28 protein-coding genes are annotated in these 26,280 nt (G+C 72.0%); 6 read left to right on the forward strand and 22 right to left on the reverse strand.

Annotation, left to right across the window (positions count from 1 at the left end; all coding sequences use genetic code 11):
• Positions 1–121: 121 nt before the first annotated feature.
• The 7 genes from ACIBBD_RS19560 to ACIBBD_RS19590 form a co-directional block, all read right to left on the reverse strand.
• On the reverse strand, positions 122–520 hold the full coding sequence (locus tag ACIBBD_RS19560; RefSeq protein WP_399420684.1) for a hypothetical protein: 399 nt from the start codon (positions 518–520) through the stop codon (positions 122–124).
• Positions 521–623: 103 nt separating this feature from the next.
• Complete coding sequence (gene gatB / locus ACIBBD_RS19565; RefSeq protein WP_399420686.1) at positions 624–2,132, reverse strand: Asp-tRNA(Asn)/Glu-tRNA(Gln) amidotransferase subunit GatB; 1,509 nt, start codon at positions 2,130–2,132, stop codon at positions 624–626.
• A gap of 15 nt (positions 2,133–2,147) precedes the next feature.
• A complete protein-coding gene (locus tag ACIBBD_RS19570) occupies positions 2,148–2,387 on the reverse strand; it encodes a hypothetical protein (protein ID WP_124439028.1) in 240 nt (79 codons plus the stop codon).
• On the reverse strand, positions 2,384–3,886 hold the full coding sequence (gene gatA, locus ACIBBD_RS19575; protein WP_399420687.1) for an Asp-tRNA(Asn)/Glu-tRNA(Gln) amidotransferase subunit GatA: 1,503 nt from the start codon (positions 3,884–3,886) through the stop codon (positions 2,384–2,386). Before gatA ends, ACIBBD_RS19570 begins: the two co-directional genes overlap by 4 nt.
• 5 nt (positions 3,887–3,891) lie before the next feature.
• Complete coding sequence (gatC, locus tag ACIBBD_RS19580) at positions 3,892–4,188, reverse strand: Asp-tRNA(Asn)/Glu-tRNA(Gln) amidotransferase subunit GatC (RefSeq protein WP_018531282.1); 297 nt, start codon at positions 4,186–4,188, stop codon at positions 3,892–3,894.
• A 105-nt stretch (positions 4,189–4,293) separates the two neighbouring features.
• On the reverse strand, positions 4,294–4,785 hold the full coding sequence (locus ACIBBD_RS19585) for a cupin domain-containing protein (RefSeq protein WP_399420688.1): 492 nt from the start codon (positions 4,783–4,785) through the stop codon (positions 4,294–4,296).
• Between the two features lie 29 nt (positions 4,786–4,814).
• A complete protein-coding gene (locus ACIBBD_RS19590; RefSeq protein WP_399420689.1) occupies positions 4,815–5,186 on the reverse strand; it encodes a DUF4267 domain-containing protein in 372 nt (123 codons plus the stop codon).
• A 120-nt stretch (positions 5,187–5,306) separates the two neighbouring features.
• On the opposite strand from ACIBBD_RS19590, the gene ACIBBD_RS19595 reads away from it, so the two are divergent.
• The gene (locus ACIBBD_RS19595; protein WP_399420690.1) at positions 5,307–5,897 is read left to right on the forward strand and encodes a TetR/AcrR family transcriptional regulator; all 591 of its coding nucleotides are present in this window, start codon (positions 5,307–5,309) and stop codon (positions 5,895–5,897) included.
• A 269-nt stretch (positions 5,898–6,166) separates the two neighbouring features.
• Here the strand turns inward: ACIBBD_RS19595 and ACIBBD_RS19600 are convergent, their stop codons facing one another.
• The 5 genes from ACIBBD_RS19600 to ACIBBD_RS19620 all read right to left on the reverse strand — a co-directional run bounded on the left by ACIBBD_RS19600 (position 6,167) and on the right by ACIBBD_RS19620 (position 13,454).
• Positions 6,167–8,410 carry a putative bifunctional diguanylate cyclase/phosphodiesterase gene (locus ACIBBD_RS19600; protein ID WP_399420691.1) on the reverse strand — a complete coding sequence of 748 codons (2,244 nt, stop codon included), beginning with the start codon at positions 8,408–8,410 and terminating at the stop codon, positions 6,167–6,169.
• 270 nt (positions 8,411–8,680) lie between these two features.
• The gene (gene ligA / locus ACIBBD_RS19605) at positions 8,681–10,873 is read right to left on the reverse strand and encodes an NAD-dependent DNA ligase LigA (protein ID WP_399420692.1); all 2,193 of its coding nucleotides are present in this window, start codon (positions 10,871–10,873) and stop codon (positions 8,681–8,683) included.
• A gap of 15 nt (positions 10,874–10,888) precedes the next feature.
• Positions 10,889–11,890, reverse strand: coding sequence for a methionine synthase (locus ACIBBD_RS19610; protein WP_399420693.1), 1,002 nt, complete (start codon positions 11,888–11,890; stop codon positions 10,889–10,891).
• A 307-nt stretch (positions 11,891–12,197) separates the two neighbouring features.
• Positions 12,198–12,896: an SDR family oxidoreductase gene (locus tag ACIBBD_RS19615; protein ID WP_399420694.1), complete on the reverse strand. Its 699-nt coding sequence runs from the start codon at positions 12,894–12,896 to the stop codon at positions 12,198–12,200.
• Between the two features lie 18 nt (positions 12,897–12,914).
• Positions 12,915–13,454 (reverse strand): TIGR00730 family Rossman fold protein, encoded by a 540-nt coding sequence (locus ACIBBD_RS19620; RefSeq protein WP_399420695.1) that lies wholly within the window; start codon positions 13,452–13,454, stop codon positions 12,915–12,917.
• A 50-nt stretch (positions 13,455–13,504) separates the two neighbouring features.
• On the opposite strand from ACIBBD_RS19620, the gene ACIBBD_RS19625 reads away from it, so the two are divergent.
• Both ACIBBD_RS19625 and ACIBBD_RS19630 read left to right on the forward strand, forming a co-directional pair.
• On the forward strand, positions 13,505–13,828 hold the full coding sequence (locus tag ACIBBD_RS19625; RefSeq protein WP_399420696.1) for a DUF427 domain-containing protein: 324 nt from the start codon (positions 13,505–13,507) through the stop codon (positions 13,826–13,828).
• A 38-nt stretch (positions 13,829–13,866) separates the two neighbouring features.
• Positions 13,867–14,661 carry an alpha/beta fold hydrolase gene (locus ACIBBD_RS19630; RefSeq protein WP_399420697.1) on the forward strand — a complete coding sequence of 265 codons (795 nt, stop codon included), beginning with the start codon at positions 13,867–13,869 and terminating at the stop codon, positions 14,659–14,661.
• Between the two features lie 58 nt (positions 14,662–14,719).
• Here ACIBBD_RS19630 and mnmA read toward each other — a convergent pair whose 3' ends face one another.
• Positions 14,720–15,847 carry a tRNA 2-thiouridine(34) synthase MnmA gene (gene mnmA / locus ACIBBD_RS19635; protein WP_399420698.1) on the reverse strand — a complete coding sequence of 376 codons (1,128 nt, stop codon included), beginning with the start codon at positions 15,845–15,847 and terminating at the stop codon, positions 14,720–14,722.
• Between the two features lie 123 nt (positions 15,848–15,970).
• Here mnmA and ACIBBD_RS19640 point away from each other — a divergent pair, with 123 nt between their 5' ends.
• The gene (locus tag ACIBBD_RS19640; RefSeq protein WP_399420754.1) at positions 15,971–16,630 is read left to right on the forward strand and encodes an N-acetylmuramoyl-L-alanine amidase; all 660 of its coding nucleotides are present in this window, start codon (positions 15,971–15,973) and stop codon (positions 16,628–16,630) included.
• Positions 16,631–16,654: 24 nt separating this feature from the next.
• On the opposite strand, the gene ACIBBD_RS19645 is transcribed toward ACIBBD_RS19640, so the two are convergent.
• From ACIBBD_RS19645 to ACIBBD_RS19655, 3 genes are all read right to left on the reverse strand, one after another.
• Positions 16,655–17,824, reverse strand: coding sequence for a cysteine desulfurase family protein (locus ACIBBD_RS19645; protein WP_399420699.1), 1,170 nt, complete (start codon positions 17,822–17,824; stop codon positions 16,655–16,657).
• Positions 17,825–18,061: 237 nt separating this feature from the next.
• Positions 18,062–18,328, reverse strand: a complete 267-nt coding sequence (locus ACIBBD_RS19650) for a DUF4190 domain-containing protein (RefSeq protein ID WP_399420700.1) — start codon at positions 18,326–18,328, stop codon at positions 18,062–18,064.
• A gap of 21 nt (positions 18,329–18,349) precedes the next feature.
• Positions 18,350–18,517, reverse strand: a complete 168-nt coding sequence (locus tag ACIBBD_RS19655) for a hypothetical protein (protein ID WP_399420701.1) — start codon at positions 18,515–18,517, stop codon at positions 18,350–18,352.
• Between the two features lie 122 nt (positions 18,518–18,639).
• Between ACIBBD_RS19655 and ACIBBD_RS19660 the strand changes: the two genes are divergently transcribed.
• Positions 18,640–19,284: a TetR family transcriptional regulator gene (locus tag ACIBBD_RS19660; protein WP_399420702.1), complete on the forward strand. Its 645-nt coding sequence runs from the start codon at positions 18,640–18,642 to the stop codon at positions 19,282–19,284.
• Between the two features lie 90 nt (positions 19,285–19,374).
• Here ACIBBD_RS19660 and ACIBBD_RS19665 read toward each other — a convergent pair whose 3' ends face one another.
• Positions 19,375–19,734, reverse strand: coding sequence for a hypothetical protein (locus ACIBBD_RS19665; protein WP_399420703.1), 360 nt, complete (start codon positions 19,732–19,734; stop codon positions 19,375–19,377).
• A 216-nt stretch (positions 19,735–19,950) separates the two neighbouring features.
• Positions 19,951–20,802 carry a thioesterase family protein gene (locus ACIBBD_RS19670; RefSeq protein WP_399420704.1) on the reverse strand — a complete coding sequence of 284 codons (852 nt, stop codon included), beginning with the start codon at positions 20,800–20,802 and terminating at the stop codon, positions 19,951–19,953.
• Between the two features lie 144 nt (positions 20,803–20,946).
• On the opposite strand from ACIBBD_RS19670, the gene ACIBBD_RS19675 reads away from it, so the two are divergent.
• Entirely contained in the window at positions 20,947–22,176 is a 1,230-nt protein-coding gene (locus ACIBBD_RS19675; protein ID WP_399420705.1) for an alpha/beta hydrolase, read from the forward strand.
• Here the strand turns inward: ACIBBD_RS19675 and ACIBBD_RS19680 are convergent.
• The 4 genes from ACIBBD_RS19680 to ACIBBD_RS19695 form a co-directional block, all read right to left on the reverse strand.
• Positions 22,085–22,741, reverse strand: a complete 657-nt coding sequence (locus ACIBBD_RS19680; protein WP_399420706.1) for a trimeric intracellular cation channel family protein — start codon at positions 22,739–22,741, stop codon at positions 22,085–22,087. The two genes, ACIBBD_RS19675 and ACIBBD_RS19680, sit on opposite strands and share 92 nt — an antisense overlap.
• 63 nt (positions 22,742–22,804) lie before the next feature.
• Positions 22,805–24,178 (reverse strand): dipeptide ABC transporter ATP-binding protein, encoded by a 1,374-nt coding sequence (locus ACIBBD_RS19685; RefSeq protein WP_399420707.1) that lies wholly within the window; start codon positions 24,176–24,178, stop codon positions 22,805–22,807.
• Positions 24,175–25,272: an ABC transporter ATP-binding protein gene (locus tag ACIBBD_RS19690; protein WP_399420708.1), complete on the reverse strand. Its 1,098-nt coding sequence runs from the start codon at positions 25,270–25,272 to the stop codon at positions 24,175–24,177. Before ACIBBD_RS19690 ends, ACIBBD_RS19685 begins: the two co-directional genes overlap by 4 nt.
• Positions 25,269–26,267, reverse strand: coding sequence for an ABC transporter permease (locus ACIBBD_RS19695; protein WP_399420709.1), 999 nt, complete (start codon positions 26,265–26,267; stop codon positions 25,269–25,271). The genes ACIBBD_RS19690 and ACIBBD_RS19695 overlap by 4 nt, the downstream gene beginning before the upstream one ends.
• Between the last annotated feature and the right edge of the window lie 13 nt (positions 26,268–26,280).

Consider the following 26,280-nt stretch of genomic DNA (forward strand, 5'->3'; position numbering starts at 1 on the left):
GTGTCTGTCGAGCCGGCACGGCAGCCACCGGTCGGCGCCGCCGAACAGGGGCATCAGGGCCGGGACGCGGAGGGTAGCGGCGCCGGGGGCGACGTTCGTCGCGGCGCCTTCAGGGGGGCGGTCAGTCGGCCTGGTCACCGACCGCCATGATCATCACCCCGCCGATCAGCAGCCAGAGCGCGCGCCGGGTACGGCCCCGGGAGCCGAGGAGTGCGGCGAGGGCGCAGACGGCGGCGCCGAGGGCGTAGGCCGCCGGGACGAGGGCCGGGGCGGAGCCGGTGAGGCGCAGCAGTGCCGCGGCGAGGCCGGCGAGGGTGAGGACGGCGCCGGTGCCGGTCGCCGTCCAGCGGGCCCGCCGGGCGTCCTCGATGCCGTCCTCGTCGTCCGTCTCCGGCTCCTCGTCCGTCTCGAGGTGTTCGTCCGTCATGGGGTCCCGGGGCGTTTGCCCCTCGGTCTCCTGATCGTCCATCACGTCGGCTCGTATGTCGTCCTGGGTGTCGGAGTCGGTACGTCCACTCATGGCGGGCGAGCGTAGCGCCTCGCCCTGGGCGGGCGGAGCGCGGGATGACACGGCGAGGGGGACGCGCCGGTGCCGACGTGTCCCCCTCGGGGGTGCGCGGGGGTCAGCCGACGCCGAGCTTCTCCAGGATCAGCTCCTTGACGCGGGCCGCGTCCGCCTGGCCGCGGGTGGCCTTCATGACGGCGCCGACCAGGGCGCCGGCCGCGGCCACCTTGCCGCCGCGGATCTTGTCCGCGATGGCCGGGTTGCCGGCGATGGCCTCCTCGACGGCGGCGGTGAGCGCGCCCTCGTCGGAGACGACCTTCAGGCCGCGCTTCTCGACGACCTCGTCCGGGGTGCCCTCGCCGGCGAGGACGCCCTCGATGACCTGGCGGGCCAGCTTGTCGTTCAGGTCGCCGGACGACACCAGCGCGGTGACGCGGGCGACCTGCTCCGGCGTGATCGCCAGCTCGTCGAGCGCCTTGCCCGACTCGTTGGCGCTGCGGGCCAGTTCACCCATCCACCACTTGCGGGCGGAGGCCGCGTCGGCACCGGCGTCGATCGTGGCGACGATCGGGTCCAGGGCACCGGCGTTGAGGATCGCCTGCATGTCGGTGGCGGAGATCCCCCACTCCTCGCGCAGCCGGTTGCGGCGGACCAGCGGCAGCTCGGGCAGAGCCGCGCGGATCTCCTCGACCCACTCGCGGGTGGGGGCCACCGGCACCAGGTCCGGCTCGGGGAAGTACCGGTAGTCCTCGGCCTCCTCCTTCACCCGGCCCGAGGTCGTCGACCCGGTGTCCTCGTGGAAGTGGCGGGTCTCCTGGACGATCAGGCCACCGCTGTTGAGCACGGCGGCGTGCCGCTGGATCTCGAAACGGGCCGCGCGCTCCACGGACCGCAGCGAGTTCACGTTCTTCGTCTCGGAGCGGGTGCCGAACTTGTCGGCGCCCTTCGGCATCAGCGACAGGTTCACGTCGCAGCGCATCTGGCCCATCTCCATGCGGGCCTCGGAGACACCGAGCGCCCGGATGACCTCGCGCAGTTCCCGCACGTACGCCCGCGCCACCTCGGGGGCCCGCTCGCCCGCGCCGACGATCGGCTTGGTGACGATCTCGATGAGCGGGATGCCGGCGCGGTTGTAGTCGAGCAGCGAGTGCGAGGCGCCGTGGATACGGCCGGTCGCGCCGCCCACGTGGGTGGACTTGCCGGTGTCCTCCTCCATGTGGGCGCGCTCGATCTCCACGCGGAAGACCTCGCCGTCCTCCAGCTGCACGTCGAGGTAGCCGTTGAAGGCGATCGGCTCGTCGTACTGGGAGGTCTGGAAGTTCTTCGGCATGTCCGGATAGAAGTAGTTCTTCCGGGCGAAGCGGCACCACTCGGCGATCTCGCAGTTCAGCGCGAGACCGATCTTGATGGCGGACTCGACGCCGGTCGCGTTGACGACCGGGAGCGAGCCGGGCAGGCCGAGGCAGGTGGGGCAGGTCTGGGTGTTCGGCTCGGCACCGAGCGCGGTCGAACAGCCGCAGAACATCTTCGTCTTGGTGCCGAGTTCGACATGGACCTCAAGGCCCATGACGGGGTCGTACGACGCCAGCGCGTCCTCGTACGACACCAGGTCGATCGTGGTGGTCACGGTGAAACTTCCCTCTCAGCCCAGCAGGACGTCGTCGTCGCCCAGCCGCTTCAGCTCGCGGTAGAGGATGGCGAGGCCGGTGACGATGGCGACGGCGGACACGGTGGCGTCGATCAGGACCAGCGTGTCCTTCTCGGCGCGGGCCTTCTTGAGCCGCTTGGCGACACCGATCGCGCCGAACGCGGTACCGGCGATGGACAGGTACGTACCGGACTTGGACTTCTTGAAGCCCTTGGCCTTGGTCAGTGCACTCACAGCGACGGAGCCTCCTCGAGCAGCGGGTGCCCCCACTTTTCCACGAAGGCGGCCTCGACGGCGGCGCCGACCTTGTACAGCCTGTCGTCCTTCAGTGCCGGGGCGATGATCTGCAGACCGACCGGGAGGTTGTCCTCGGGGGCCAGACCGCAGGGGAGCGACATGGCCGCGTTGCCCGCCAGGTTGGTCGGGATGGTGCACAGGTCGGCCAGGTACATCGCCATCGGGTCGTCGGCGCGCTCGCCGATCGGGAAGGCGGTGGTGGGCGTGGTCGGCGAGACGATCACGTCGACCTGCTCGAAGGCCTTCTCGAAGTCGCGCGTGATGAGGGTGCGGACCTTCTGCGCGGAGCCGTAGTACGCGTCGTAGTAGCCGCTGGACAGGGCGTACGTGCCGAGCATGATGCGGCGCTTCACCTCGGGGCCGAAACCCGCCTCACGGGTGAGGGAGGTGACCTCCTCGGCGGAGTGGTTGCCGTCGTCGCCGGTCCGCAGGCCGTAGCGCAGGCCGTCGAAGCGGGCGAGGTTGGACGAACACTCGGAGGGTGCGATCAGGTAGTACGCCGACAGCGCGAGGTCGAAGGACGGGCAGTCCAGCTCGACGATCTCGGCGCCCAGTTCCTTCAGCAGCGCGACGGACTCGTCGAAGCGCTGGATGACGCCGGCCTGGTAGCCCTCGCCGCGGAACTGCTTGACGACGCCGACGCGCATGCCGGCGACGCTGCCGTTGCGGGCGGCCTCGACGACCGGCGGGACCGGGGCGTCGATGGAGGTCGAGTCGAGCGGGTCGTGCCCGGCGATGACCTCGTGCAGCAGGGCCGCGTCCAGGACCGTGCGGGCGCAGGGGCCGCCCTGGTCGAGGGAGGAGGAGAAGGCGACCATGCCGTAGCGGGAGACCGCGCCGTACGTCGGCTTCACGCCGACCGTGCCGGTGACGGCGGCCGGCTGGCGGATGGATCCGCCGGTGTCGGTGCCGATGGCGAGCGGGGCCTCGAAGGAGGCGAGGGCGGCGGAGGAACCGCCGCCGGAGCCGCCGGGGATGCGGGTGAGGTCCCACGGGTTGCCGGTCGGGCCGAAGGCGCTGTTCTCCGTCGACGACCCCATGGCGAACTCGTCCATGTTGGTCTTGCCGAGGATGACGACGTCGGCGGCCTTCAGCTTCTTGGTGAGGGTCGCGTCGTACGGCGGGATCCAGCCCTCGAGGATCTTCGAACCGACGGTCGTCGGGATGCCCTCGGTGGTGAAGATGTCCTTCAGCGCGAGGGGGACGCCGGCCAGCGGACCGAGCTTCTCGCCGCGCTCCCGCTTCTCGTCGACGGCCCGGGCCTGCGCCAGGGCGCCCTCACGGTCGACGTGCAGGAAGGCGTGCACCTTCTCGTCGACCGCCTCGATACGGGCCAGGTGGGCCTCGGTGACCTCGACGGCCGTGAGCTCGCCCGAGGCGATCTTCGCGGCGATCTCGGCGGCGGTGAGCTTGATGATGTTGACGTTGTCCGTCATGGCGGTTAGTCCTCCCCCAGGATCTGCGGCACCTTGAAACGCTGCTGCTCCTGGGCCGGGGCGCCGGAGAGCGCCTGCTCGGGGGTGAGCGACGGACGGACCTCGTCCGCGCGCATGACGTTCGTCAGCGGGAGCGGGTGCGAGGTCGGCGGTACGTCTTGGTCGGCGACCTCACTGACGCGGGCGACCGCGCCGATGATGTCGTCCAGCTGTCCCGCGAAGTGGTCGAGCTCTTCGGGCTTCAGCTCCAGACGCGCCAGCCGGGCGAGGTGGGCGACCTCCTCGCGCGTGATGCCAGGCATGCAGCGTTCCTCTGGGGTGAGTGTGTGTGGTTTGGGCCCAATCCTAGGGGGCGGGGGTGCGTGCCCGTGAAACGGTTCGCCGCGGCCCGCGCACGCCCGGGCGCGTCAGCGGCGCCCGTCCCACGTCTGACTGCGCAGGAAGTGGTTGTCGTAGAGGTCCTGCACCTCGAGCAGGCTCTCCGGGCCGGCCTCCCCGAGCCGGATGCGCTGGAGGTGACGGAAGTACTCGAAGCGCTCGACGCCCGGGGTGATGACGATCAGGAGGTCGGCGGTGCTGCCGGGGGCGGCGGCGAAGGCGTGGGGCTTGCCCGGCGGGACGACGACGAGGTCACCGCGCCCGGCGGTGACGATGTCGTCGCCGGACAGGACCTGGGCCTCCCCGTCGAGCAGGAAGAACATCTCGGCGGAGTGGTGGTGCCGGTGCGGGCGGGCGCCGTCGGCACCCTCCGCGAGCGTGACGCGCACGGTGGAGAGCGCGCCGCCGGACGCGCTGCTGTCGGCGAGCAGCTTGACGGCGACGGGATCGCCGCCGACGACCTCCGCGTCGGCGTCGCGGACGATCACGGAGTCGTCGAACGTCGGCACGAACAGTGACATGGCTTCCCCCTGGCTCGTGGTGAGTGCGGTCAGACCGCGAAGAGCAGTCCGGCACTGATCAGGACAACGACGGCGGTGGCGAAGTGGATTCCGAAGGCGACGGCCTTGCTGCCGCCGTGCCGCAGGACGATCAGCGTGTCCACGAGCGGCACGATCGCGACGACGAGCATGTACCAGGCCTCGGCTCGGGCGCCCACGAAGACCAGCAGGGCGAGGCCGAGGAGCCCGAAGGTGCCGTCCCGCATGCCCTTGACGGCGAGGTAGGCGCCGGCGTCCCCGTTCGGCTCGGCGGGGACGCCGTAGCCGGCGGCGGAAGCGCGGGGCCGGAGCAGGAAGCGGGCGCCGATGAACAGGATGAAGAGGTCGAGGACGACGGCCAGGGTATAGGCGGCGACGGTCATGACGGATCCCCTCGAGTTGGCTTCGGGCGTACGTCCGGACGCCCCGCGCTAGCAGCGCTAGCTTCTGGAGCGAAGCTAACAGAGCGCCGACAGAATGGCTAGCACTGCTAGAATCCCGTCATGTCGATTCAGACGCGCCGGGAGCGCGAACGGGTGGAGCGCGAGAGGCTGATCGTCACCGCGGCCAGGGAACTGGCGGAGAGCGAAGGCTGGGACGCGGTCACCACCCGCCGTCTGGCCGCCGAGATCGAGTACAGCCAGCCCGTCCTCTACAGCCACTTCAAGGGCAAGGACGCGATCATGGCGGCGGTCGCGGTCGAGGGCTTCGCCGAGCTGGCGACGGAGATGCGGGAGGCGCGGGAGGCGGTGGCGGGCGCCCGGGAGGCGCTGGCCGCGGTCGGCGAGGCGTACACCGCCTTCGCACGGCGGCGGCCGGCGCTCTACGACGCCATGTTCACGCACACCGTGCCCCTGCCGTTCGCCACACCGGAGGCGCCGGCGGCCCTGTGGGAGGCCTTCGGCGAGCTGGTGGCGGCCGTCACCCCGATCGCGACCGCCGACGACGATCCGGGCCTCCTCACCGAGACCTACTGGGCGGGCCTGCACGGCCTGGTGACCCTGATGCGAAGCCGCCGCCTGCCGGAGAAGGCCCACGACCAGCGCCTGCGACTGCTGACGGAGCACTTCGCGGCGGCGCGGGGAGAGACGTGACCCCGTCCGGGGGCGGCCTGGCCGGGGAGAGGCCTGCCGCCGCCCGGGGCCGGGCTGCGGCCTGCCCGGGGCCGGGCGGTGTCGGCCCGGCGGCCTCGGCCCGGCCCGGCGTCCACAGCGCCCGCGCCGCCGCCTCAGTGCCCCCGGCGGACGTCGGGCGGCACGGTCTCACGGGGCCGGAGGAGACACGGGCCCGCTGATCGCCTGTGTCGTCAGGGGGTTCCACGGAAGGGGGCACACCCTTCCGCGGGGGAGCGCGCAGGTGGGGGCTACTCCTCCGACGCGGCCGCGGGGAGTGCCGCCGCCGGTCGTTGCCAGCCCCGTGAACCCCGTGCCCGGAGCCACGCCGTCGTCTCCTCCGGGGGCATCGCCGCCGCGACGAGCCAGCCCTGTACGGCGTCGCAGCCGAGGTCGCGCAGCCGCTCCCAGGTCTCGTCGTCCTCGACGCCCTCCGCGACGACGAGCAGTCCGAGGGAGTGCGCGAGGTCGACCGTGCAGCGCACGATCTCCGCGTCCTCGGTGTCCACCGCCAGCCGGGCCACGAAGGACCGGTCGATCTTCAGCTCGCTCACCGGCAGCCGGCGCAGATGGACGAGCGAGGAGTAGCCGGTGCCGAAGTCGTCCAGGGACATCTTCACGCCGTGGGCGGTCAGCCCGTTCAGGGTGTCGGCGGCGCGCTGCGGGTCCTCCAGGAGGACGTGTTCCGTTATCTCGAGCTGCAGCGCTCCCGCGGGGACACCGTGCCGGGCGAGGCGCGCCGCGACGGAACCGGCGAAGCCCGGGGTGTGGACGTCGCGCGGGGAGACGTTCACCGCGACCGGCACGAAGAGGCCCTGCGCCCGCCAGGCGGCGACCTGCCCGAGGGCCGTCTCCAGCACGTACTCGGTGAGGTGCGGCATCAGCCCGGAGGACTCGGCGATCGCTATGAACTCGTCCGGCGGCACCTTCCCCCGCTCGGGGTGCACCCAGCGGACCAGCGCCTCCAGGCCGGCGACCTGTCCGTCGAAGCGGACCTTCGGCTGGTAGTGCAACTGGACCTCGTGGGCGTCGAGGGCGCGGCGCAGATCGCCCAGCAGGCCCAGCCGGTCGGGGGTGTTGGAGTCCCGCTTGGACTCGTACACCTCGACGCCCGTACGGTCCCGTTTGGCCTGGTACATCGCCACGTCGGCGCGGCGCAGCAGTCCCTCCGCGTCGAGGGCGTGGTCGGGGAAGACGGCGACGCCGGCGCTGGCCTCCAGCACGAGGGTGAGCCCGTCGAGGTCGAGCGGCGAGCTGAGGTCGGAGACGAGTCCGCGGGCGACGCGGGTCGCGGAGGTGGTGGAGTCCGCGACGGGCAGTAACACGGCGAACTCGTCGCCGCCGAGCCGGGCGACCTCGGCCCCGCGCGGGAGGGCGAGCCGGAGCCGGTCGGCTATCTGGAGCAGGAGCCGGTCACCGGCGAGGTGACCGAGGGTGTCGTTGACCGAACGGAAACGGTCGAGGTCGATCAGCATGAGGGCGGCCCGGGCACCGATGCGCTCGGCGTCGTCCAGGGCGGTCCAGATGCGCTCTCCGAGCCACTGGCGGTTGGGCAGCCCGGTCAGCGGGTCGCGCAACTGCTCCTCGGCCCGGGCGCGGGCTATCCACAGCGTGGAGTCGAGGGCGATGAGCGGAATGGCGAACAGGGGCAGCAGGATCGGCTTGGCCACGGCCACCACGCACACCAGCGGGGCTATGCCGAGCAGGGCGACCGCGACCAGCCCCTGTCTGACCAGGGCGGTGCGGGCGACGGTGGGCAGAGAGCCGGTGCGGGGCGCGTGCAGGTACCAGAGCAGGACCCGGGTGACCGCCAGGTAGGCGACGGCGACCAGCACCACCTGGGGGGCCGTGTAGACCGTCCAGGTGTCGGGGGTCCAGGGTTCCTCGACGGACGGCACCGGTCCGCAGGCCGCCAGCAGCAGCGCCCCGGCGCCGATGCCGAGGATGTCCACCGCGCCGTGCAGGACGCCCTGCCGCCAGCGGTGGCGGCGGGCTATGCCGACCAGGACGACGACGGTGAGGCTGACCAGCCCGGCCGGCACCCAGCCGTACAGCAGCAGGACGGCGAGGGTGAGGGCGGCGCCGGAGCCGGTGCCGCCCCACCAGCGGGCCCGGCCGAGCAGGACCAGATGACCGACGATGACGCCGGTGAGCACGGCCAGCGCCCAGCCGGCGGTGCCGGCCGGGAAGAGCGCGTGGTGGCCGGTGAAGGCGCGGTAGAAGCCGGCGCCGAGGACGAACCCGGCCGCCGCGACGACCGCCGCGGGCAGCGCGGGCCAGGGCAGGTGCCGTTCGGCCTCACTGCCGGGCAGCGCGGCCGTGCCGGATCCGGCGGGGATCCGGTCGGGGGCGCGTGGGTCCATGGAGGGGTGCGACGTGCCGACGCGCGCCTCGGCGCGCTCTGACCACGCCACCCACCGGCTCCCCCACCGGACGCCGGTGCCCCGGCGCCGGCGCAGCCACGAGTCCGGGGCGGCGCTCTCGGTCGGTTCCATTCCCGTCCCTCTCACAGCCGGCGGTGCCCACGCCACGCGGCCCACTGCCCGACACCCTTCGGGCGGCGCCGCGTTGGAAAACTCTTCCCCCTGCTCATCAAGAGCACGGGGATGCCCCGACCGCAGCTGGGCACGGCAGGCGCACATCTCAACAGTAGGCCGCAGAAGGCTTCCACGGGCAGCGGTCGTCGACGGTTGCCCGAATGCGCCCCGGCCACCCGTATGCATCTGATATGCGCCGATCGGGTGGCCTTCAACCGCCGTTTCCCGCTACTCCGTCATCGGAAGCGCGGCCTCCGCCGCCGCCTCGGGCCCCTGTTCGAGAAGGACGTTGAAGCCGTCCTCGTTCAGAACCGGCACCTTGAGCTGCATCGCCTTGTCGTATTTCGATCCCGGACTGTCACCCACAACGACGAATGACGTCTTCTTCGACACCGATCCGGTCACCTTCGCTCCGCGGCTCTGCAGTGCGTCCTTGGCGCCGTCGCGGGTGAAGTGTTCCAGCGTGCCGGTCACGACGACCGTCAGCCCTTCGAGGGGGCGCGGGCCCTCGTCCTCGCCGGACCCCTCCTCCTCCATCCGGACGCCGGCGGCCTTCCACTTGCGGAGGATCTCCTGGTGCCACTCCTCGGCGAACCACTCCTTCAGGGAGGCGGCGATGATCGAGCCCACCCCGTCGGTGGCCGCGAGCTCCTCCTCGCTCGCCTGCTGGATGCGGTCGATGGAGCGGAACTCGCGTGCGAGCGCCTCGGCCGCGACCGGCCCGACGTGCCGGATCGACAGACCGGTGAGGACGCGGGCCAGCGGGCGCTCCTTGGCGGCCGCGATGTTCTCCAGCATGGCGACCGCGTTCTTCTTCGGTTCCCCCTGCTGGTTGGCGAAGACCGTGACGATCTTCTCCTCGCCGGTCTTCGGGTCACGCTTGGGCAGACCGCTGTCCTGGTCGAGGACGTACGCCTTGATGGGCAGCAGTTGCTCGATGGTGAGGTCGAACAGGTCGCCCTCGTTCAGCAGCGGCGGGTCGGCGGGCTCCAGCGGGTTGGTGAGGGCGGCCGCGGCGACATAGCCGAAGTGCTCGATGTCCAGCGCCTTGCGGCCGGCCAGGTAGAAGAGGCGCTCGCGCAACTGGGCCGGGCAGGCCCGGGCGTTGGGGCAACGCAGGTCCACGTCGCCCTCCTTCATCGGACGGAGCGCGGTACCGCACGCCGGGCACTCGGCCGGCATCACGAACTCCCGCTCGCTGCCGTCGCGCAGGTCGGCCACCGGGCCGAGGATCTCCGGGATGACGTCACCGGCCTTGCGCAGCACCACGGTGTCGCCGATGAGGACGCCCTTGGCCTTGACGACGTCCTGGTTGTGCAGGGTGGCGAACTCGACCTCGGAGCCGGCCACCGTGACCGGTTCCACCTGGGCGTAGGGAGTGACGCGGCCGGTGCGGCCGACGCCCACCTTGATGTCGATGAGCTTGGTGTTGACCTCCTCCGGCGCGTACTTGTACGCGATCGCCCAGCGCGGGGCACGGGCCGTGGAGCCGAGCCGGCCCTGGAGCCGGATCTCGTCGAGCTTGACCACCACCCCGTCGATCTCGTGCTCCACCGAGTGCCGGTGCTCGCCGTAGTACGAGATGAACTCCCGTACGCCGTCGAGGTCGTCGACGACCCTGTTGTGCGTGGAGGTGGGCAGGCCCCAGGCCTTGAGAAGGTCGTAGGCCTCGGAGAGGCGGTTGAGGCCCTCGTAGCCCTCGAGGGCTCCGATGCCGTGGACGACCATGTGCAGGGGACGGGTGGCCGTCACCCGCGGGTCCTTCTGCCGCAGTGAACCGGCCGCCGCGTTGCGCGGGTTGGCGAAGGGCTTGTCGCCGGCGGCGACCAGACGGGCGTTGAGCTCCTCGAACTTCTCCATCGGGAAGTAGACCTCGCCGCGGATCTCCACGAGCGTGGGGACGCCGTCGCCGGACAGCCGGTCGGGGATCTCCGCGATCGTGCGCACGTTGGGCGTGATGTCCTCGCCGGTGCGGCCGTCGCCACGGGTCGCCGCGCGGGTGAGGCGGCCGTTCTCATAGGTGAGGTTGACGGCCAGGCCGTCGACCTTGAGCTCACACAGGAAGTGGTAGGCGGAGGCGCCCACGTCCTTGTGGACGCGCTCGGCCCAGGCGGCCAGCTCCAGGTCGTCGAACGCGTTGTCCAGGGAGAGCATGCGCTCGCGGTGCTGGACCGCCGTGAAGTCCGTCTCGTACGCGCCCGCGACCTTCTGGGTCGGCGAGTCGGGCGTGCGCAGCTCGGGGTACCGCTCCTCCAGCTCCTGCAGGGAGCGCAGGAGCCGGTCGAACTCCGCGTCGCTGATGACGGGAGCGTCCTTCACGTAGTACCGGAAGCGGTGCTCCTCGATCTGCTCAGCGAGCTGCGCGTGCTGCTCCCGTGCCTCGGTGGGCACCGTCGTCTCCGCTTGCTTGTCGCCGGCCACCGTGTTGTCCTCCCGTTACTCTGGGTTGTCCGCGAGGGATCTCGCCGCCCGGACGCAGTGCGCGAGGGCCTGGCGTGCGTACGCGGGGGACGCCCCCGCGAGGCCGCACGCCGGCGTGATCGTGACCGCTTCCGCGAGAAGCCCCGGTTGCAGCCCCAGCCTGCGCCACAGCGTCCTGACACCCATGACGCTACCGGCAGGGTCCGACAACGGGCCGTCCGTCCCCGGCACCACACCGGCGAAGAGCCGGGTACCCCCCTCCACGGCCTCACCGATCGCGTCGTCGTCACGCTCGGTGAGAAGCGAGAAGTCGAACGACACGCCTGCCACACCGGTGCGGCGCAGGAGGGCGAACGGGACGTCGGGCGCGCACGAGTGGACCACGACCGGGCCCGCGTCGTGCACCCCGACGACCTCCCGGAGCGTGGCCTCGACGATCTGGCGGTCGACGGCGCGGTGGGTGCGGTAGCCGCTGGCCGTCCTCACCTGGCCGCGCAGGACGGCGGTGAGGGAGGGTTCGTCGAGCTGGAGGACGAGCTGGGCGCCCGGGACGCGGCGCCGGACCTCCGCGAGGTGCAGGCGCAGGCCCTCCGTGAGGGAGGCGGCCAGGTCGCGGCAGGCGCCGGGGTCGGAGAGGGCGGCCTCGCCGTTCCGCAGCTCCAGCGCGGCGGCCAGCGTCCAGGGGCCGACCGCCTGGACCTTCAGCTGTCCCTCGTAGCCCTGGGTGAACTCCTCCAGCGCGTCGAGATCCTCCACCAGCCACGACCGGGCCCGACGGGTGTCCCGGCCCGGCCGGTCCCCGATGCGCCAGCCGCTGGGCTCCACGCGCGCGTACAGCTCGACCAGCATCCCCGCCGTCCGGCCGATCATGTCCGCGCCGGGGCCGCGGGCGGGCAGCTCGGGGAGGAACGGGAAGTCCTCGAAGGAGCCGGTGGCGGTCTTGGCGGCCTCTCTGGCGTCGCCGCCGGGCAGGGAGCCGATACCTGTGGCCGGGGCGAAGCGAAGGTTGTCGTTCACGGGTGAAGCCTACGTAGGTCTCGGCGGGGTGGGCGCCGGGCGGCGGGGGTGGGTACGGGCCGGAGCACCAGGGTGGTTCGGGGTCGGGCACGGGCCCGGGGCCGGAGGGGGTACGGTTCCCGGATTTCCCCGGCCCCCGCCGCCCCGGCTGTCCCCTCCCCGGGGCCGCCGCCCCCGGACCCCGATGCGGCCCAGTACGGCGGGCCCCGCCCTCGGACGCCGACCGGGCCGGCCGGCCGACCCTCGCCGAGGGGGCACCGGCCGGGCCGGGCGGCGCGGCACCGGGTGCGCGACCGAGGCGCGCCCCTCACCGCCCCGGTCGTACCGTCAGGTCGTTGACCTCCGCGTCCCTCGGCAGGTCGAGCGCCATGAGGATGGTCGTGGCGACCGACTCGGGGTCGATCCACTGCGCGGGGTCGTACTCCTTGCCCTCCTGCTGGTGGACCTTGGCCTGCATGGGGCTGGCCGTGCGGCCGGGGTAGACGGAGGTGACGCGCACCCCGTTGCGGTGCTCCTCGTGACGGAGGGAGTCCGCCAGGGCCTTCAGGCCGTGCTTGGACGCCGCGTACGCCGACCAGTCCGCGTGGGCGTTCAGACCGGCGCCCGAGTTCACGAACACCACGTGCCCCCGGGTGGCGCGCAGCTGCGGCAGGAAGTGCCGGGTCAGCTCGGCGGGCGCGACGAGGTTGACGTCGAGCTGGTGGCGCCAGGTCTTGGGGGTGAGGTCGCCGACCGGGCCGAGGTCGACCACCCCGGCGATGTGCAGCAGCGAGTCCACCCGGTCGGGGAGCGTCTGGTGCGAGAAGGCCCAGGACAGCCGGTCGGGGTCGGCCAGGTCGCCGACGAGGGTCCTCGCCCCGGGGAACTCCGCCGCCAGCTCCTTGGCACGCCCCGCGTCGCGCGCGTGCAGCACGAGGTCGTCCCCGCGCGCGTGGAGGCGGCGGGCGACGGCCGCGCCGATGCCGGAACCCGCTCCGGTGATCACATGAGTAGCCATGCCCGCCATGCTCGCATCACCGGGCGCTCACTCGATGCCCTGGCTCTCCTCGAGGTAGGCCAGCGCCCCGACCGGCTCCTCGGCGAAGAACACCAGGTCGGTCAGGGGCCGGGGCAGGAACCCCTCGGCCTCCATCCGCCGGAACTGCTCCTTCAGGCCGTCGTAGAACCCGGCGGTGTTCAGCAGGACGACGGGCTTGTCGGTGTGCCCGTGCTTCTTCAGCTCGAGGATCTCGGTCGCCTCGTCGAGGGTGCCCGTCCCACCGACCATGATCACCACCGCGTCGGCCCTCTCCAGCATCAGCCTCTTGCGCTCGGCGAGGTCACGCGCGATCACCATCTCGTCGGCACCGGGCCGCGCCTTCGCCGCGAGGAAGTCCACGGAGACCCCGCACAGCCGGCCCCCGGCCTCCTGCACGCCGTCGGCGACCACCTTCATCAGCCCCACGTCGGAGCCTCCCCACACCAGCGTGTGGCCCCCCTTGCCGAGCAGTTCGGCGAACTCGCGGGCGGGGCGGGTGTAACGGTCGTCGAGGTCGGCGGCGGAGAGGAAGACACAGATACGCATGGCGCCACCGTACGCGGGAAGAACCGGGGGCCCCCGAGCGCTTCCCCGGTATGGCCCGAGGACACACGATCACCATCGAGCGGGGCGACCAGCACGTCAGGGTCGTCCACGGCGACCAGGTGCTGGCCGAGACCGACCGCCCCCTCGTCCTGCGCGAGACCGGCTGTCCGGTGCGGTACTACATCCCCGCCGAGCACGTACGCCTGGACCTCCTCACCCCTTCCGACACCCACACGCACTGCCCGTTCAAGGGCACGGCCTCCTACTGGTCGCTGCCGGATGCGCCCGATCTGGTCTGGGCGTATCCGGACCCGAAGCCGGACGTGGCCGCGATCAGGAACCATCTGTGCTTCTACGAAGTGGAGGTGTCGTAGGCGGATGACCGCCGCGCTGTGGGGCAGTCTGCTCAGGCATGGACAAGAAGACCATTTCGCGCGACGGCACCGAACTCGCGTACGCACGCGCCGGACAGGGCCCCTCGGTCATCCTGGTGAGCGGGGCGATGTCCACGGGCGGCACCGTGGCGCCCCTGGGCAGGCTCCTCGCGAACCGCTTCACCGTCCTCTGGTACGACAGGCGGGGCCGCGGCGAGAGCGGTGACACGGCGCCGTACGCGGTGGAACGCGAGGTCGAGGACCTGGCCGCGCTCATCGACGCGGCCGGCGGCGAGGCGGCGCTGTACGGCATCTCGTCGGGCGGCGCGCTGGCGCTGGAGGCGGCGGCCGCTGGGCTGCCGGTGCGGCGGGTGGCGGTGTACGAGACGCCGTTCGCCCTCGACGAGGAGGAGGCGCGGAGCCGCGCCGAGTACACCGCGCACCTCACCGAGGCACTGGGTCAGGGGCGTCGCGGGGACGCCGTGGAGCTGTTCCTGCGGCTGACGGGCCTGGCCGAGGAGATGATCCAGCGGGCCCGCCAGTCGCCCATGTGGGCCGGCATGGAGGCCATCGCCCCGACCCTCGCCTACGACGACGCCGTCATGGGCGGCGGGCACGTCCCCCGGGAGCGGCTGGCGTCGATCGGCGTGCCGGTGCTCGCCATGGCGGGCGAGGCCAGTCCCCGGTGGCTGCGGGAGGCCACGCGGGCGGTCGCGGAGGCGGCGCCGCAGGGGACGTACCGGCCGCTCGAGGGACAGACCCACATGGTCGACCCGAACGTGCTCGCGCCGGTGCTGGCCGAGTTCTTCGACGGGACGGCCGGCCGCCCCTAGAGACCTGCCCGCTGCCGCCCGGCCGGGTCGCCGGGCGTCGGGGAGACACCGGTGACGGTCAGACCGCCGCCGTCGCCCGCACCGTCGAGGCGATCGTCGCCGAGCCCACCACGCGCGTGCCGTCGTAGAGCACGATCGCCTGGCCGGGGGCCACGCCGCGGACCGGCTCGGCGAAGGTGACCTCCAGGCGGCCGTCGACGAGTTCGGCGGTCACCTCGGTCTCGCCGCCGTGGGCACGGAGCTGTGCGGTGTAGGTGCCGGGGCCGGTGGGGGCGGCTCCGCACCAGCGGGGCTTGACGGCGGTCAGGCCGGTCACGTCCAGGGCGGCGGCGGGGCCCACCGTGACCGTGTTGTCCACCGGCGAGATGTCGAGGACGTAGCGCGGCTTGCCGTCCGCGGCCGGGGTGCCGATGCGCAGGCCCTTGCGCTGGCCGATGGTGAAGCCGTACGCGCCGTCGTGCGTGCCGAGCTTGTTGCCGGCCTCGTCGACGATGTCGCCCTCGGCCTTGCCCAGCCGCTTCGCGAGGAAGCCCTGGGTGTCGCCGTCGGCGATGAAGCAGATGTCGTGGGAGTCGGGCTTCTTCGCGACCGCGAGCCCCCTGCGCTCGGCCTCGGCGCGGATCTCGTCCTTCGTGGTGACCGTGTCGCCGAGGGGGAAGAGGGCGTGGGCGAGCTGCCTCTCGTCGAGGACGCCGAGGACGTACGACTGGTCCTTGGCCATGTCGGAGGCGCGGTGCAGCTCGCGGCTGCCGTCCTCGCGGAGCACCACCTTCGCGTAGTGGCCGGTGCAGACGGCGTCGAAGCCCAGCGCGAGCGCCTTGTCGAGGAGGGCGGCGAACTTGATCTTCTCGTTGCAGCGCAGGCAGGGGTTGGGGGTGCGGCCGGCCTCGTACTCGGCGACGAAGTCCTCGACGACGTCCTCACGGAAGCGGTCGGCGAGGTCCCAGACGTAGAAGGGGATGCCGATGACGTCGGCGGCGCGACGGGCGTCGCGGGAGTCCTCGATGGTGCAACAGCCCCGCGCGCCCGTACGGAACGACTGCGGGTTCGCGGAGAGCGCGAGGTGGACGCCGGTGACGTCATGGCCGGCTTCCGCGGCACGGGCGGCGGCGACGGCGGAGTCGACCCCGCCGGACATGGCGGCGAGAACGCGAAGGGGGCGGGAGCGCTGCGAGGTCTCAGTCATAACCCTTTCAGGGTACGGGGCGCCGGGAACCGCGGCTCGCGCGTGTCCGTTGTGGATCTCGAGGGCGGAGTGTGACGGGCTACAGGGGCGCGGATGAGGGACGACGAGGGGCAGGACGGGCACATGGGGGTGCGGAAGAAGGACGCGGACCGGCGGCTCGGCCGGCGTGCGCTGCTGGTCGGCGGGGCGGCGGCGGCCGTCGGGTCGGCGGTGCTGGCGCGTGACGAGCTGGCGAACCTGTGGTGGCGGCTGCCGGGGGTGCGGAAGTCGCGCGTGGAGGGCGCGGTGGACTACCGGGGCGCGCGGTGGGTGGCGGCTTCCGACGCGAACTTCCGCTGGGCCGACCGGCCGGACGACTACGGGATCGACATGGTCGTCATCCATGTCACGCAGGGCGATCTCGCCAGCGCGGTGAACGTCTTCCAGGATCCGGACCACCAGGCGGCCGCCCACTACATCGTCGGCAAGGACGGGCGCGTCACCCAGATGATCCGCGAGCTGGACGTGGCGTACCACGCGGGCAACCGCGGGTACAACGAGCGGAGCATCGGCATCGAGCACGAGGGCTTCGTGGACCGGCCGCAGGACTTCACGGACGCGATGTACACGGCGTCCGCGCGGCTGACGGCCGGGATATGCCGGCGGTACGGCATACCCGTGGACCGTGAGCACGTCATCGGGCACGTCGAGGTGCCGGGGACGGACCACACCGACCCGGGCGAGCACTGGGACTGGGACCGCTACCTGAAGCTCGTCCGGGAGGCGCACACGGCCGCCGCCTGAGCGGGGCGGGGCCGGACGGTCAGGTCAGGTCAGCCCCGCCGCGCGGGCCCGTTCCACCGCCGGGCCGATGGCCTGGGCGACCGCCTGGACGTCGGCCTCGGTGGAGGTGTGGCCGAGGGAGAAGCGCAGGGTGCCGCGGGCCAGGTCCGGATCGGTGCCGGTGGCGAGCAGGACATGGCTGGGCTGGGCGACGCCGGCGGTGCAGGCGGAGCCGGTGGAGCACTCGATGCCCTGCGCGTCCAGGAGCAGCAGCAGGGAGTCGCCCTCGCAGCCCGGGAAGGTGAAGTGGGCGTTGGCCGGGAGGCGGCCCCCCGGTGCCGGGTCGCCTCCCAGGACCGCGTCGGGGACCGCCGTGCGCACCGCGGTGACCAGGGCGTCGCGCAGGGCACCGATCTCCTGGGCGAACCGCTCGCGCCGCTCGGCGGCGAGGCGTCCGGCGACGGCGAAGGAGGCGATCGCGGGGACGTCGAGCGTGCCGGAGCGGACGTGCCGCTCCTGACCGCCGCCGTGCAGGACGGGTACGGGCGTGTACTCGCGGCCCAGGAGGAGGGCGCCGATGCCGTAGGGGCCGCCGATCTTGTGGCCGGAGACCGTCATCGCGGCGAGGCCGGAGGCGGCGAAGTCGACGGGGACCTGGCCGAAGGCCTGGACGGCGTCGGCGTGCAGGGGGACGTCGAACTCGGCGGCGGCCTCGGCGAGTTCGCGGACCGGCATGACCGTGCCGATCTCGTTGTTCGCCCACATGACCGTGGCCAGGGCCACGTCGGCCGGGTCACGGGCGATCGCCTCGCGGAGCGCGTCCGGGTGGACCCGTCCGTACGCGTCCACGGGGAGGTACTCGACGGTCGCGCCCTCGTGCTCGCCCAGCCAGTGCACGGCGTCGAGGACGGCGTGGTGCTCGACGGGGCTGGCGAGGACCCGGGTGCGGGCGGGGTCGGCGTCGCGGCGGGACCAGTACAGGCCCTTGACGGCGAGGTTGTCGGCCTCGGTGCCGCCGGAGGTGAAGACCACCTCGCTGGGGCGGGCGCCGAGCGCTTCCGCGAGGGTCTCGCGTGCTTCCTCGACCGTGCGGCGGGCCTGGCGGCCGGATGCGTGGAGGGAGGAGGCATTGCCGGTGATGCTCAGGGCGGCGGTCAGTGCCTCTGCCGCCTCCGGGAGCATCGGGGTGGTCGCGGCGTGGTCGAGGTAAGCCATGGTGAGGCGATTCTACGGCGCGCTCTGAGCGGGCCTCGGGGAGAGTCACCGTGGGCCGTGCCCCGGGGCCGCGACCTCGCCCGGGCCGCCCCGGATGTCGATGGGGGCGCCGGTGCTCACACCGGCGGAACGACCGCCCGGGGCAGGTCTGCCCTGGCGGACCACGACCGGTACCGGCGGTGACCGGCGGCGGCCTCTACGGGCGGGAACCGGCGGCCTCGGAGGCCGTTCGCCCGGTCAGAAGCTCCACGAGATCGTCGAGTCCGCCTGCATGAAGGCCACCAGCACCACCAGGTCGGCGACGCCCAGGGTCAGGCCGAGCAGGGCGCGGCCCCGGCGCTTCGTGCCGCGCCACAGGGCCACCGTGGCCAGGACGATGGCGGTGGGACCGAGGAAGACGTTGAGGACGAGGAGGCCGACAAGGCCGAGGACGAAGGATGCGACGGCCATGCCGTCGGTGTCCCGGATGCCCGTGCGGCGCGTGGCCGGTGCGGTGAGGTGCATGGTCGTGAGCGCTCCTTCCGGTCAGTGGGTCGAGGTGTGGCGACGGCGGCCGTGGCGCTCGCGGAGCGCGAAGATGCCGAGCCAGGCGGCGATCACGACGGCGGCGGCGAGGCTGAAACCGAGCGGCGCGTGGGCGACGGTGCCCATGACGACGCCGAGCAGCAGGAGTGCGGCGACGAGGAACAGCATGGGATCGAATCCCCCTCCGTGACATTTCGGTGAACAGTTGTAGTTACACTTGTTCACTGACTTCCCAGTCTAGCGCGCTCCATGGCTTTGCAATTACGGAGAACAGTTGTTAACTGGATGACATGAGTCACACCCTCGGTATCCGGCAGGCCCAGAAGCAGAAGACCCGGCAGGCGCTCCTGGATGCGGCGTTGGGGCTGCTGGAGGAGCAGAGCCTGAGCAGTCTGGGCCTGCGCGAGGTCACCCGCGCCGTCGGGGTCGCCCCGACCGCCTTCTACCGGCACTTCCGCTCCACGGCGGACCTCGGCGTGGCCCTGGTCGAGGAGGCGCTGGGCGGCCTGCATCCGATGATCAGGACCACCGTCACCGCCGCCGGCTCCAGCGACGAACGCATCGCGCGCGCTGTCGAGTTGATCGCCCGTCATGTGGACGCGTACCCCGCACATGTCCGTTTTATCGCCCGCGAGCGACATGGCGGGGTTCAGCCGGTCCGAGCGGCGATCCGGGACCAACTGGCCCGGTTCGCCGAGGAGGTGAAGGCCGAGCTGGTCAAGGACCGGGAGGCGAAGGACTGGAGCGACGACGACCTGCTGATGCTTTCGCATCTCTACGTCGACCAGATGCTCGTCACGGCCTCGCTGTTCCTGGAGGCCCAGGAGGCGGCGGAGGGCGGCGAGGTCTCCACCGAGGAACGCGAGCGCGTCACCCGGCTCGCGACCCGTCAGATGCGACTCATCAGCATCGGCCGCCACCACTGGCTCGACTGAGCCGGACCGGTCCGTCCGGGCACACGCGGGAGGGCGGCCCACTCGCCGGTCGAGTGAGCCGCCCCCTGCGCGGGATCGCGGGGTGCGTCGTCAACCCTGCTGCTGGGCCTGCCGCCCCTGACCGCCACCCGGCCCGCCGCAGCCGCCGCCCGGGCCGCCGCCGGGCCCGCCGCCCGGCATGCCCGAGGGAGCACCGCTCGGGACGCCCGTCGGCGTAGCGGTGGGTGTTCCGGTCGGCGTACCCGACGGAGCCCCTGAGGGTGCCTCGGAGGGGGCGCCCGACGGTGCGCCGCTCGGCATCCCGGACGGCGCGCGGCACGCCTGCTGCTCAAAGGTGCCGCTGTTCGTGGACGAGGAGTCGCCCGAGCCGCAGGCCGCGAGGGCGAGGGGCGAGAGCGCCACCAGGGCCACGGCGGGGGCGAGACGGGCCGACACGAGCACACGCTTCATGAGAACCAACTCCGAGGAGGATGAGGAAGTCCTGAGACGCGGGCACTCAACCAACCGCGTCTGGGACTTCCTTGAGGCCTCCCTGTTCCCCGCCTGTCAATCGGGCAAAGCTCCCTCAAGAAGGCGCTGCAGCCTGCGAGTTCACTGGGCGCGGGGGTCGGCGCACCGGTGCAGCTCCGTGACAGGGGCGGCACCCGTCCGCCCACCCCGGGGGCGTCAGCCCAGCCGGACCCGCGCGAGCTGTCGCGACTGCGCCACCAGCCGGTCCTCGCTGTCCCACACCTCGGCGTCCTCCTCCAGGAAGCCGCCGGCGAGGTTGCGGGTGGTGATGGACACGCGCACCGGGCCCGGAGCCGGGCGGTGGCGGACGTGGACGGTGAGTTCGACCGTCGGGACCCAGCCGGCGATGCCGAGGTCGAAGGCGGTGGGCGGCAGGGCGTCCACGGCGAGCAGCAGCGAGAGCGGGTCGGCGTCGCGGCCGTCCGCCAGGCCGAACCAGGCCCGCATCTCCCCCTTGCCGGAGGGCTGTCCGAGCGCCCAGCCGATGGTCGAGGGGTCGAGCTTGAGCATCAGCCGCTCGGCGATGGGCTGCTGGTCGGCGTCGGGGGCGGGCCCGTCCTCGGGTCCGAAGCACTGGCTCATCGGCGGGATGGCCGGGGGCTCGGCGGAGGTGCGGACGTCGTCGGGAAGGGCGTCGAGGTCGCCGTAGGAGGCGAGGACGCGGATGCGTTCCACCTCGCGACCCTCCCCGTCGTACTGGAAGAGGGAGGCCTGGCCGGTGGAGAGGGTGCGGCCGGCGCGGACCGTCTCCGTGCGGACGACCGCGGGACCGGGACGGGATGCGCTGAGGTAGTGCGCGGAGACGGTGAACGGGTCCCGGTGCGGCAGGGTGTCCGCCAGGGCGCGGCCCAGGACGGCGAGGAGGTATCCGCCGTTGACGGCGCCGAAGATGGTCCAGCCGGCCGAGAGGTCGGTGTCGTAGACGCCGGGTGCGCGCGGGGTGACGGCGGTGTCGCGATCGAACTCGCTGTCCCCGACGGCGGCCGGGGCGGTGGCTGCTTCAGGCATGCCTGAACGGTACAACAGACAATTACTAAGCGGTAGCTTTCCTTGTGAACGCTGCAGACCGACCCGGTGAAGGGCGGGCAATTTCCCGGTAAGTGTCCGCACTCGTCCGTAAACCTCAGGCCCCGTTTTCTCCTCTCCAGGGACATGAGCCTCACCGGGACTCCGTTCCTCTCCACCCTGATCGCGCTGTCCGTCGCCGCCGTCGCCCTGCCGCTGCTGCTGTGGTCGCGCCTGCGCGGACCGCGGATCCTGCGGGTCGCCGCCCGGATGCTGATGCTGCTGTTCGCCCAGGGCACCGCCGTCGCCCTGGTCTTCGTCCTGGTCAACAACTCCAACAACCTGTACGACGACTGGGACGACCTCCTCGGCACCGGCAGCCATGTGCGGCAGGCAGCCGACCTGGGCGCCGACGGCACCGGCGGCATCGCGCTGGAGCGCCTGCCCAGGGTCCGGCAGGAGTTCACCCAGGCCGAGGGCCCCGGCATGCACGCGGCCGGCGGGGTGCGCGTCACCCAGCTCGAGGGCCGCGTCTCCGGCGTGCACGCCGAGGTCTACGTCTGGCTGCCGCCGCAGTACGACGACCCGGCCTACCGGCACCGCACCTTCCCCGTCGTCGAACTGCTGCCGGGCTACCCCGGCTCGGCGAAGTCCTGGTTCGGGGCGCTGCGCGCGCACGAGCAGGTGCTGCCGCTGATGCGCACGGGCCAGGTCGCGCCGTTCATCATGGTCGCGCCCCGCACCATGCTGCTGCCCGGCGTGGACACCGGCTGCGCGAACATCCCCGGGACCGTCAACGCCGACTCCTGGCTGAGCATCGACGTGCCGAAGATGGTCATGGACAACTTCCGGGCCGAGCCCGCGCCCCAGGGCTGGGCGGTCGCCGGGTACTCGGCCGGGGCGCACTGCGCGACCAAGCTGGCCGTCGCCCACCCCGATCGCTACCGGGCCGCGGTGAGCCTGTCCGGCTACAACGACCCGATCGCGGAGCGCACCTCCCTGGCCGCGCGGAGCCCCGCCCTGCGCGAGCGGAACAACCCCTGGGTGCTGCTGCGCGAGGCCGCCGAGCCGCCGGCCGTCGCCCTGTACGTCTCGGGCCAGCCGGGCGACGGCTACGAGGCCGGCGTGGCGCTGGAGCAGGAGGCGAAGGCGCCGACGACCGTGCACGTCGTCCCCGTCCCGAAGAGCGCGGGCGGCCACACCATGGCGCTGTGGCGGCCGCAGGTGGTGCCAGCGTTCCGCTGGCTGACCGCGCAGACGGGGCGGACCGGCACGCTGAAGGGCGCTACTCCTCGCGCACCGTCGAGCGGCGGTTCCACGCACGCGGCGCTCGCCAGTGGAACCGCATCGCGAGCAGCCGCAGGACGAAGGCCGTGACCGCGGCCGCGCCGCTGGCCAGCGGGGTGAGGACGTCGTAGCGGATGCAGAGCACCACCATCGCGGCGCCGACCATCGCCGGGACCGCGTAGAGGTCGCGGTCCCAGCGCAGCAGCGAGGGCACCTCGTTGGCCAGGACGTCGCGCAGCACTCCGCCGCCGACCGCGGTGGCCAGGCCCAGGGCGGCCGACGCGGTCAGGCCCAGTCCGTGGTCGTACGCCTTCGTCGTGCCCGTGACGCAGAACAGGCCGAGGCCGGCCGCGTCGAAGACGTTCACCCCGGTCTGGATGCGCTCCACCTGCGGGTGCAGGAAGACGACGAGCAGAGCGGCGAGCAGCGGGGTGAGGAAGTACCCCAGGTCAGTGAAGGCGGCGGGCGGCACCGCCCCGATGATCACGTCGCGGAAGATCCCCCCGCCCAGTGCGGTGACCTCGGCGAGAACGGCGATGCCGAAGACGTCGAAGTTCTTGCGGACGGCCAGCAGCGCACCGGAGATGGCGAAGACGAAGATGCCGATCAGGTCGAGGGTGTGCTGGACGGACGGGCTGAAGAGTTGCTGGAGCACCCTACTATTCTCACCCAGCACGGAGCCCCCGCCTTACATTGCAAGGCGGGGGCCCGGTCTGACTTACTTCTTGTCGGCGTTCTTGGTGACCTGGGTCTCCTTGGGGGCCTTTGTCTCCGTGGCCGCCTCGGTCACCGCGTCGCCCTCGGACTCCGCGCTGCCCTCGGACTTCGCGGCGCCCTCCGATTCCGTGGCGCCCTTGGTCTCCGTGGCGCCCTTGGTCTCCGTGGCGCCTCCGGACTCCTGGGCGGCGGCTCCTTCGGGCTCCTTGGCGGCCTCGACCTCCGCCGCCACCGCCGCCGACGTCTCCGCCGACTCCGCGAGCACCTCGTCGGCCACCAGCTCCGCCGCCTCCTTCGCCGCGGTCAGCAGGACGGTGTCCTGCGGAGCCTGGTCCTGGAAGTTCTCCGGGTGGTGGCAGGCGACCTGCTGCCCCGGCCGCAGCTCCACCAGCTTCGGCTCGGTCGTCCGGCAGATCTCCGTCGCCTTCCAGCACCGGGTGTGGAACCGGCAGCCGCTCGGCGGCGAGATCGGCGAGGGCACGTCGCCCTTGAGCAGGATGCGCTCGCTCTTGGCGTTCTTCCGCTTCGGGTCCGGGATCGGCACCGCCGACATCAGCGCCTTGGTGTACGGGTGCATCGGCGTCCTGTAGAGCAGGTCGCGGTCGGCCAGCTCCACGATCTTGCCGAGGTACATCACCGCGATCCGGTCCGAGACGTGCCGGACGACGGAGAGGTCGTGCGCGATGATCACGTACGTGAGGCCGAGTTCCTGCTGGAGGTCGTCCAGCAGGTTCACCACCTGCGCCTGGATCGACACGTCCAGCGCGGACACCGGCTCGTCCGCCACGACCAGCTTCGGGTTGAGCGCGAGCGCGCGGGCGATGCCGATGCGCTGGCGCTGACCGCCGGAGAACTCGTGCGGATAGCGGTTGTAGTGCTCGGGGTTGAGGCCCACGACCGACAGCAGCCGCTGCACTTCCTTCTTGATGCCGCCCTCGGGCGTGACGCCCTGGAGCTTGAAGGGAGCGCCGATGATCGTGCCGATGGTGTGGCGCGGGTTCAGCGACGAGTACGGGTCCTGGAAGATCATCTGCACGTCGCGGCGGAGCGGGCGCATGCCCGCGACGCCGAGGTGCGTGATGTCCTTGCCCTGGAACTCGACCTTACCGCCGGTCGGTTCGAGCAGCCGGGTGATCAGCCGGCCCATCGTGGACTTGCCGCAGCCGGACTCGCCCACCACGCCGAGCGTCTCGCCGGAGCGGACCTCGAAGTCCAGTCCGTCGACCGCGTGCACCGCGCCGACCTGCCGCTGGAGCAGGCCCTGCTTGATCGGGAAGTGCTTCTGCAGGCCGGTGACCTTCAGCAGCACCTCGCCGTCGGCACGCCGGGGGTCGTCAGCCTGCGCGGGAATCGTCACCGCTTTCTCGTCACTCACAGCTTCGGCGCAATCTCTTCGGTCCAGATACGCTCCCGCTGCTCCTGCGTCATGTGGCAGGCGGCCCAGTGCTTGCTGCCGACCTCGGTCAGCTCGGGGCGGACCGTGCGGGTGACGTCGTCCTTCGGGATGTCCGCGTACGGGCAGCGCGGGTTGAAGGCACAGCCGGACGGGACGTTGATCAGGGAGGGCGGGGAGCCCTTGACCGGGATCAGGCGGTCCTGCTGCTCGCGGTCCAGACGCGGCATCGAGCCGAGCAGGCCCCAGGTGTAGGGGTGCCGGGGCTCGTAGAACACCTTGTCGGCGGGACCGCGCTCGACACAGCGGCCGCCGTACATCACCAGGATGTCGTCGGCTAGTTCGGCGACGACGCCCAGGTCGTGGGTGATGACGATGACCGCGGAACCGAACTCCTTCTGCAGGTCACGGATGAGGTCGAGGATCTGCGCCTGGACGGTCACGTCCAGGGCGGTCGTCGGCTCGTCCGCGATGAGCAGCTCCGGGTTGTTCACCAGCGACATCGCGATCATGGCGCGCTGGCGCATACCGCCGGAGAACTCGTGCGGGTAGTTGTCCACCCGCTTGTCCGGCTGCGGGATGCCGACCCGGTCGAGCATCTCGACCGCGCGCCGCCGGGCGGTCTTCTTGTCGACGTCGTGGTGGATGCGGTAAGCCTCCACGATCTGCTGGCCGATCGTGTAGTACGGGTGCAGCGCCGACAGCGGGTCCTGGAAGATCATCGCCATCTTGCGGCCGCGCAGCTTGCGCACGTGGTCCGGGTCGGAGGACAGCAGCTCGGTGCCGTCCAGCCAGATCTCGCCGGAGATCCGCGCCTTGCGCCGGCCGTACTGGCCCGCGGTGTGCAGGCCCATGATCCCCAGCGAGGTCACCGACTTGCCGGATCCGGACTCGCCGACGATGCCGAGGGTCCTGCCCTTCTCCAGCTGGAAGCTGAGCCCGTCGACGGACTTGACCAGGCCGTCGTCGGTCGGGAAGTGCACCTTCAGGTCGCGCACTTCGAGAAAGGAGGTCGGCGCGGGCGAGGTGCCCGTGGGCTCGCCCACGGCGGCTCCGGTCTTGCTGAGTTCCGTCATGAGAGCCTCACTCGGGGGTCGATCACGGCGTACAGGACGTCCACCACGAGGTTGGCGACGAGCACCGCGACGGAGGTGATCAGAGTGACGCCCAGGATGATCGGGAGGTCCTGGTTCTTGATGGCGTTGAGCACGGCCTGGCCGAGGCCGGGCAGGCTGAACGTGGTCTCCGTCAGGATCGCGCCGCCGATGAGGGCACCGAGGTCCATGCCGAGCATGGTGAGGACGGGCGTCATCGTGGAGCGCATGGCGTGCTTGCCGATGACGGTCTGCTCACGCAGGCCCTTGGCGCGGGCGGTGCGGATGTAGTCCTCGCCGAGGATCTCCAGCATGGTGGCGCGGGTGATCCGGGCGTACATCGCGGCGTACAGGAACGCCAGCGTGATCCAGGGGAGGATCATGCCGCCGAACCAGCCGCCGATGCTGTCCTCCAGCGGCACGTACTGCCCGTCGAACCAGTTCAGTCCGAAGACGAAGATCGCCAGGCTGAGCATGCCGGTGAAGTAGATGGGGAGGGAGACACCCGCGAGGGCGACGACCATCGCGCCGCGGTCCCAGATGGTGCCCCGCTTGAGCGCGGAGAGCACACCCGCCGCGACACCGAAGATCAGCCAGAGCACGGCGGCACCGAGCGCGAGACCCAGGGTCACCGGGAAGCGGTCGGTGAGCACCGGCCAGACGGCCTGCTCGCTGCGGAAGGAGTAGCCGAAGCACGGCGCGGCGCAGTGCACCGAGTCACCGCCGCCCACGTAGGTGCGACCCGCGAAGATGCCCTTGAAGAACTCCCAGACCTGGGTGTAGATCGGGTCGCTCAGTCCCAGCTTCTGCCGCACGCCCTCGACGGCGGCGGGGTCGGCCTGCTTGCCCACGAAGCTCAGGGCGACGTCGACGCCTGCCCACTTGGGGACGAGGAAGAAGATGCCGAAGACCACCATGATGATGACCACGAGCATCACTGCGGCGGCGAACAGCCGCCTGATGAGATAAGCGAGCACAGCTCTCGGCCCG

The sequence above is a fragment of the Streptomyces sp. NPDC051315 genome (genome assembly GCF_044455165.1).
In the GTDB taxonomy this organism is placed as follows: domain Bacteria; phylum Actinomycetota; class Actinomycetes; order Streptomycetales; family Streptomycetaceae; genus Streptomyces.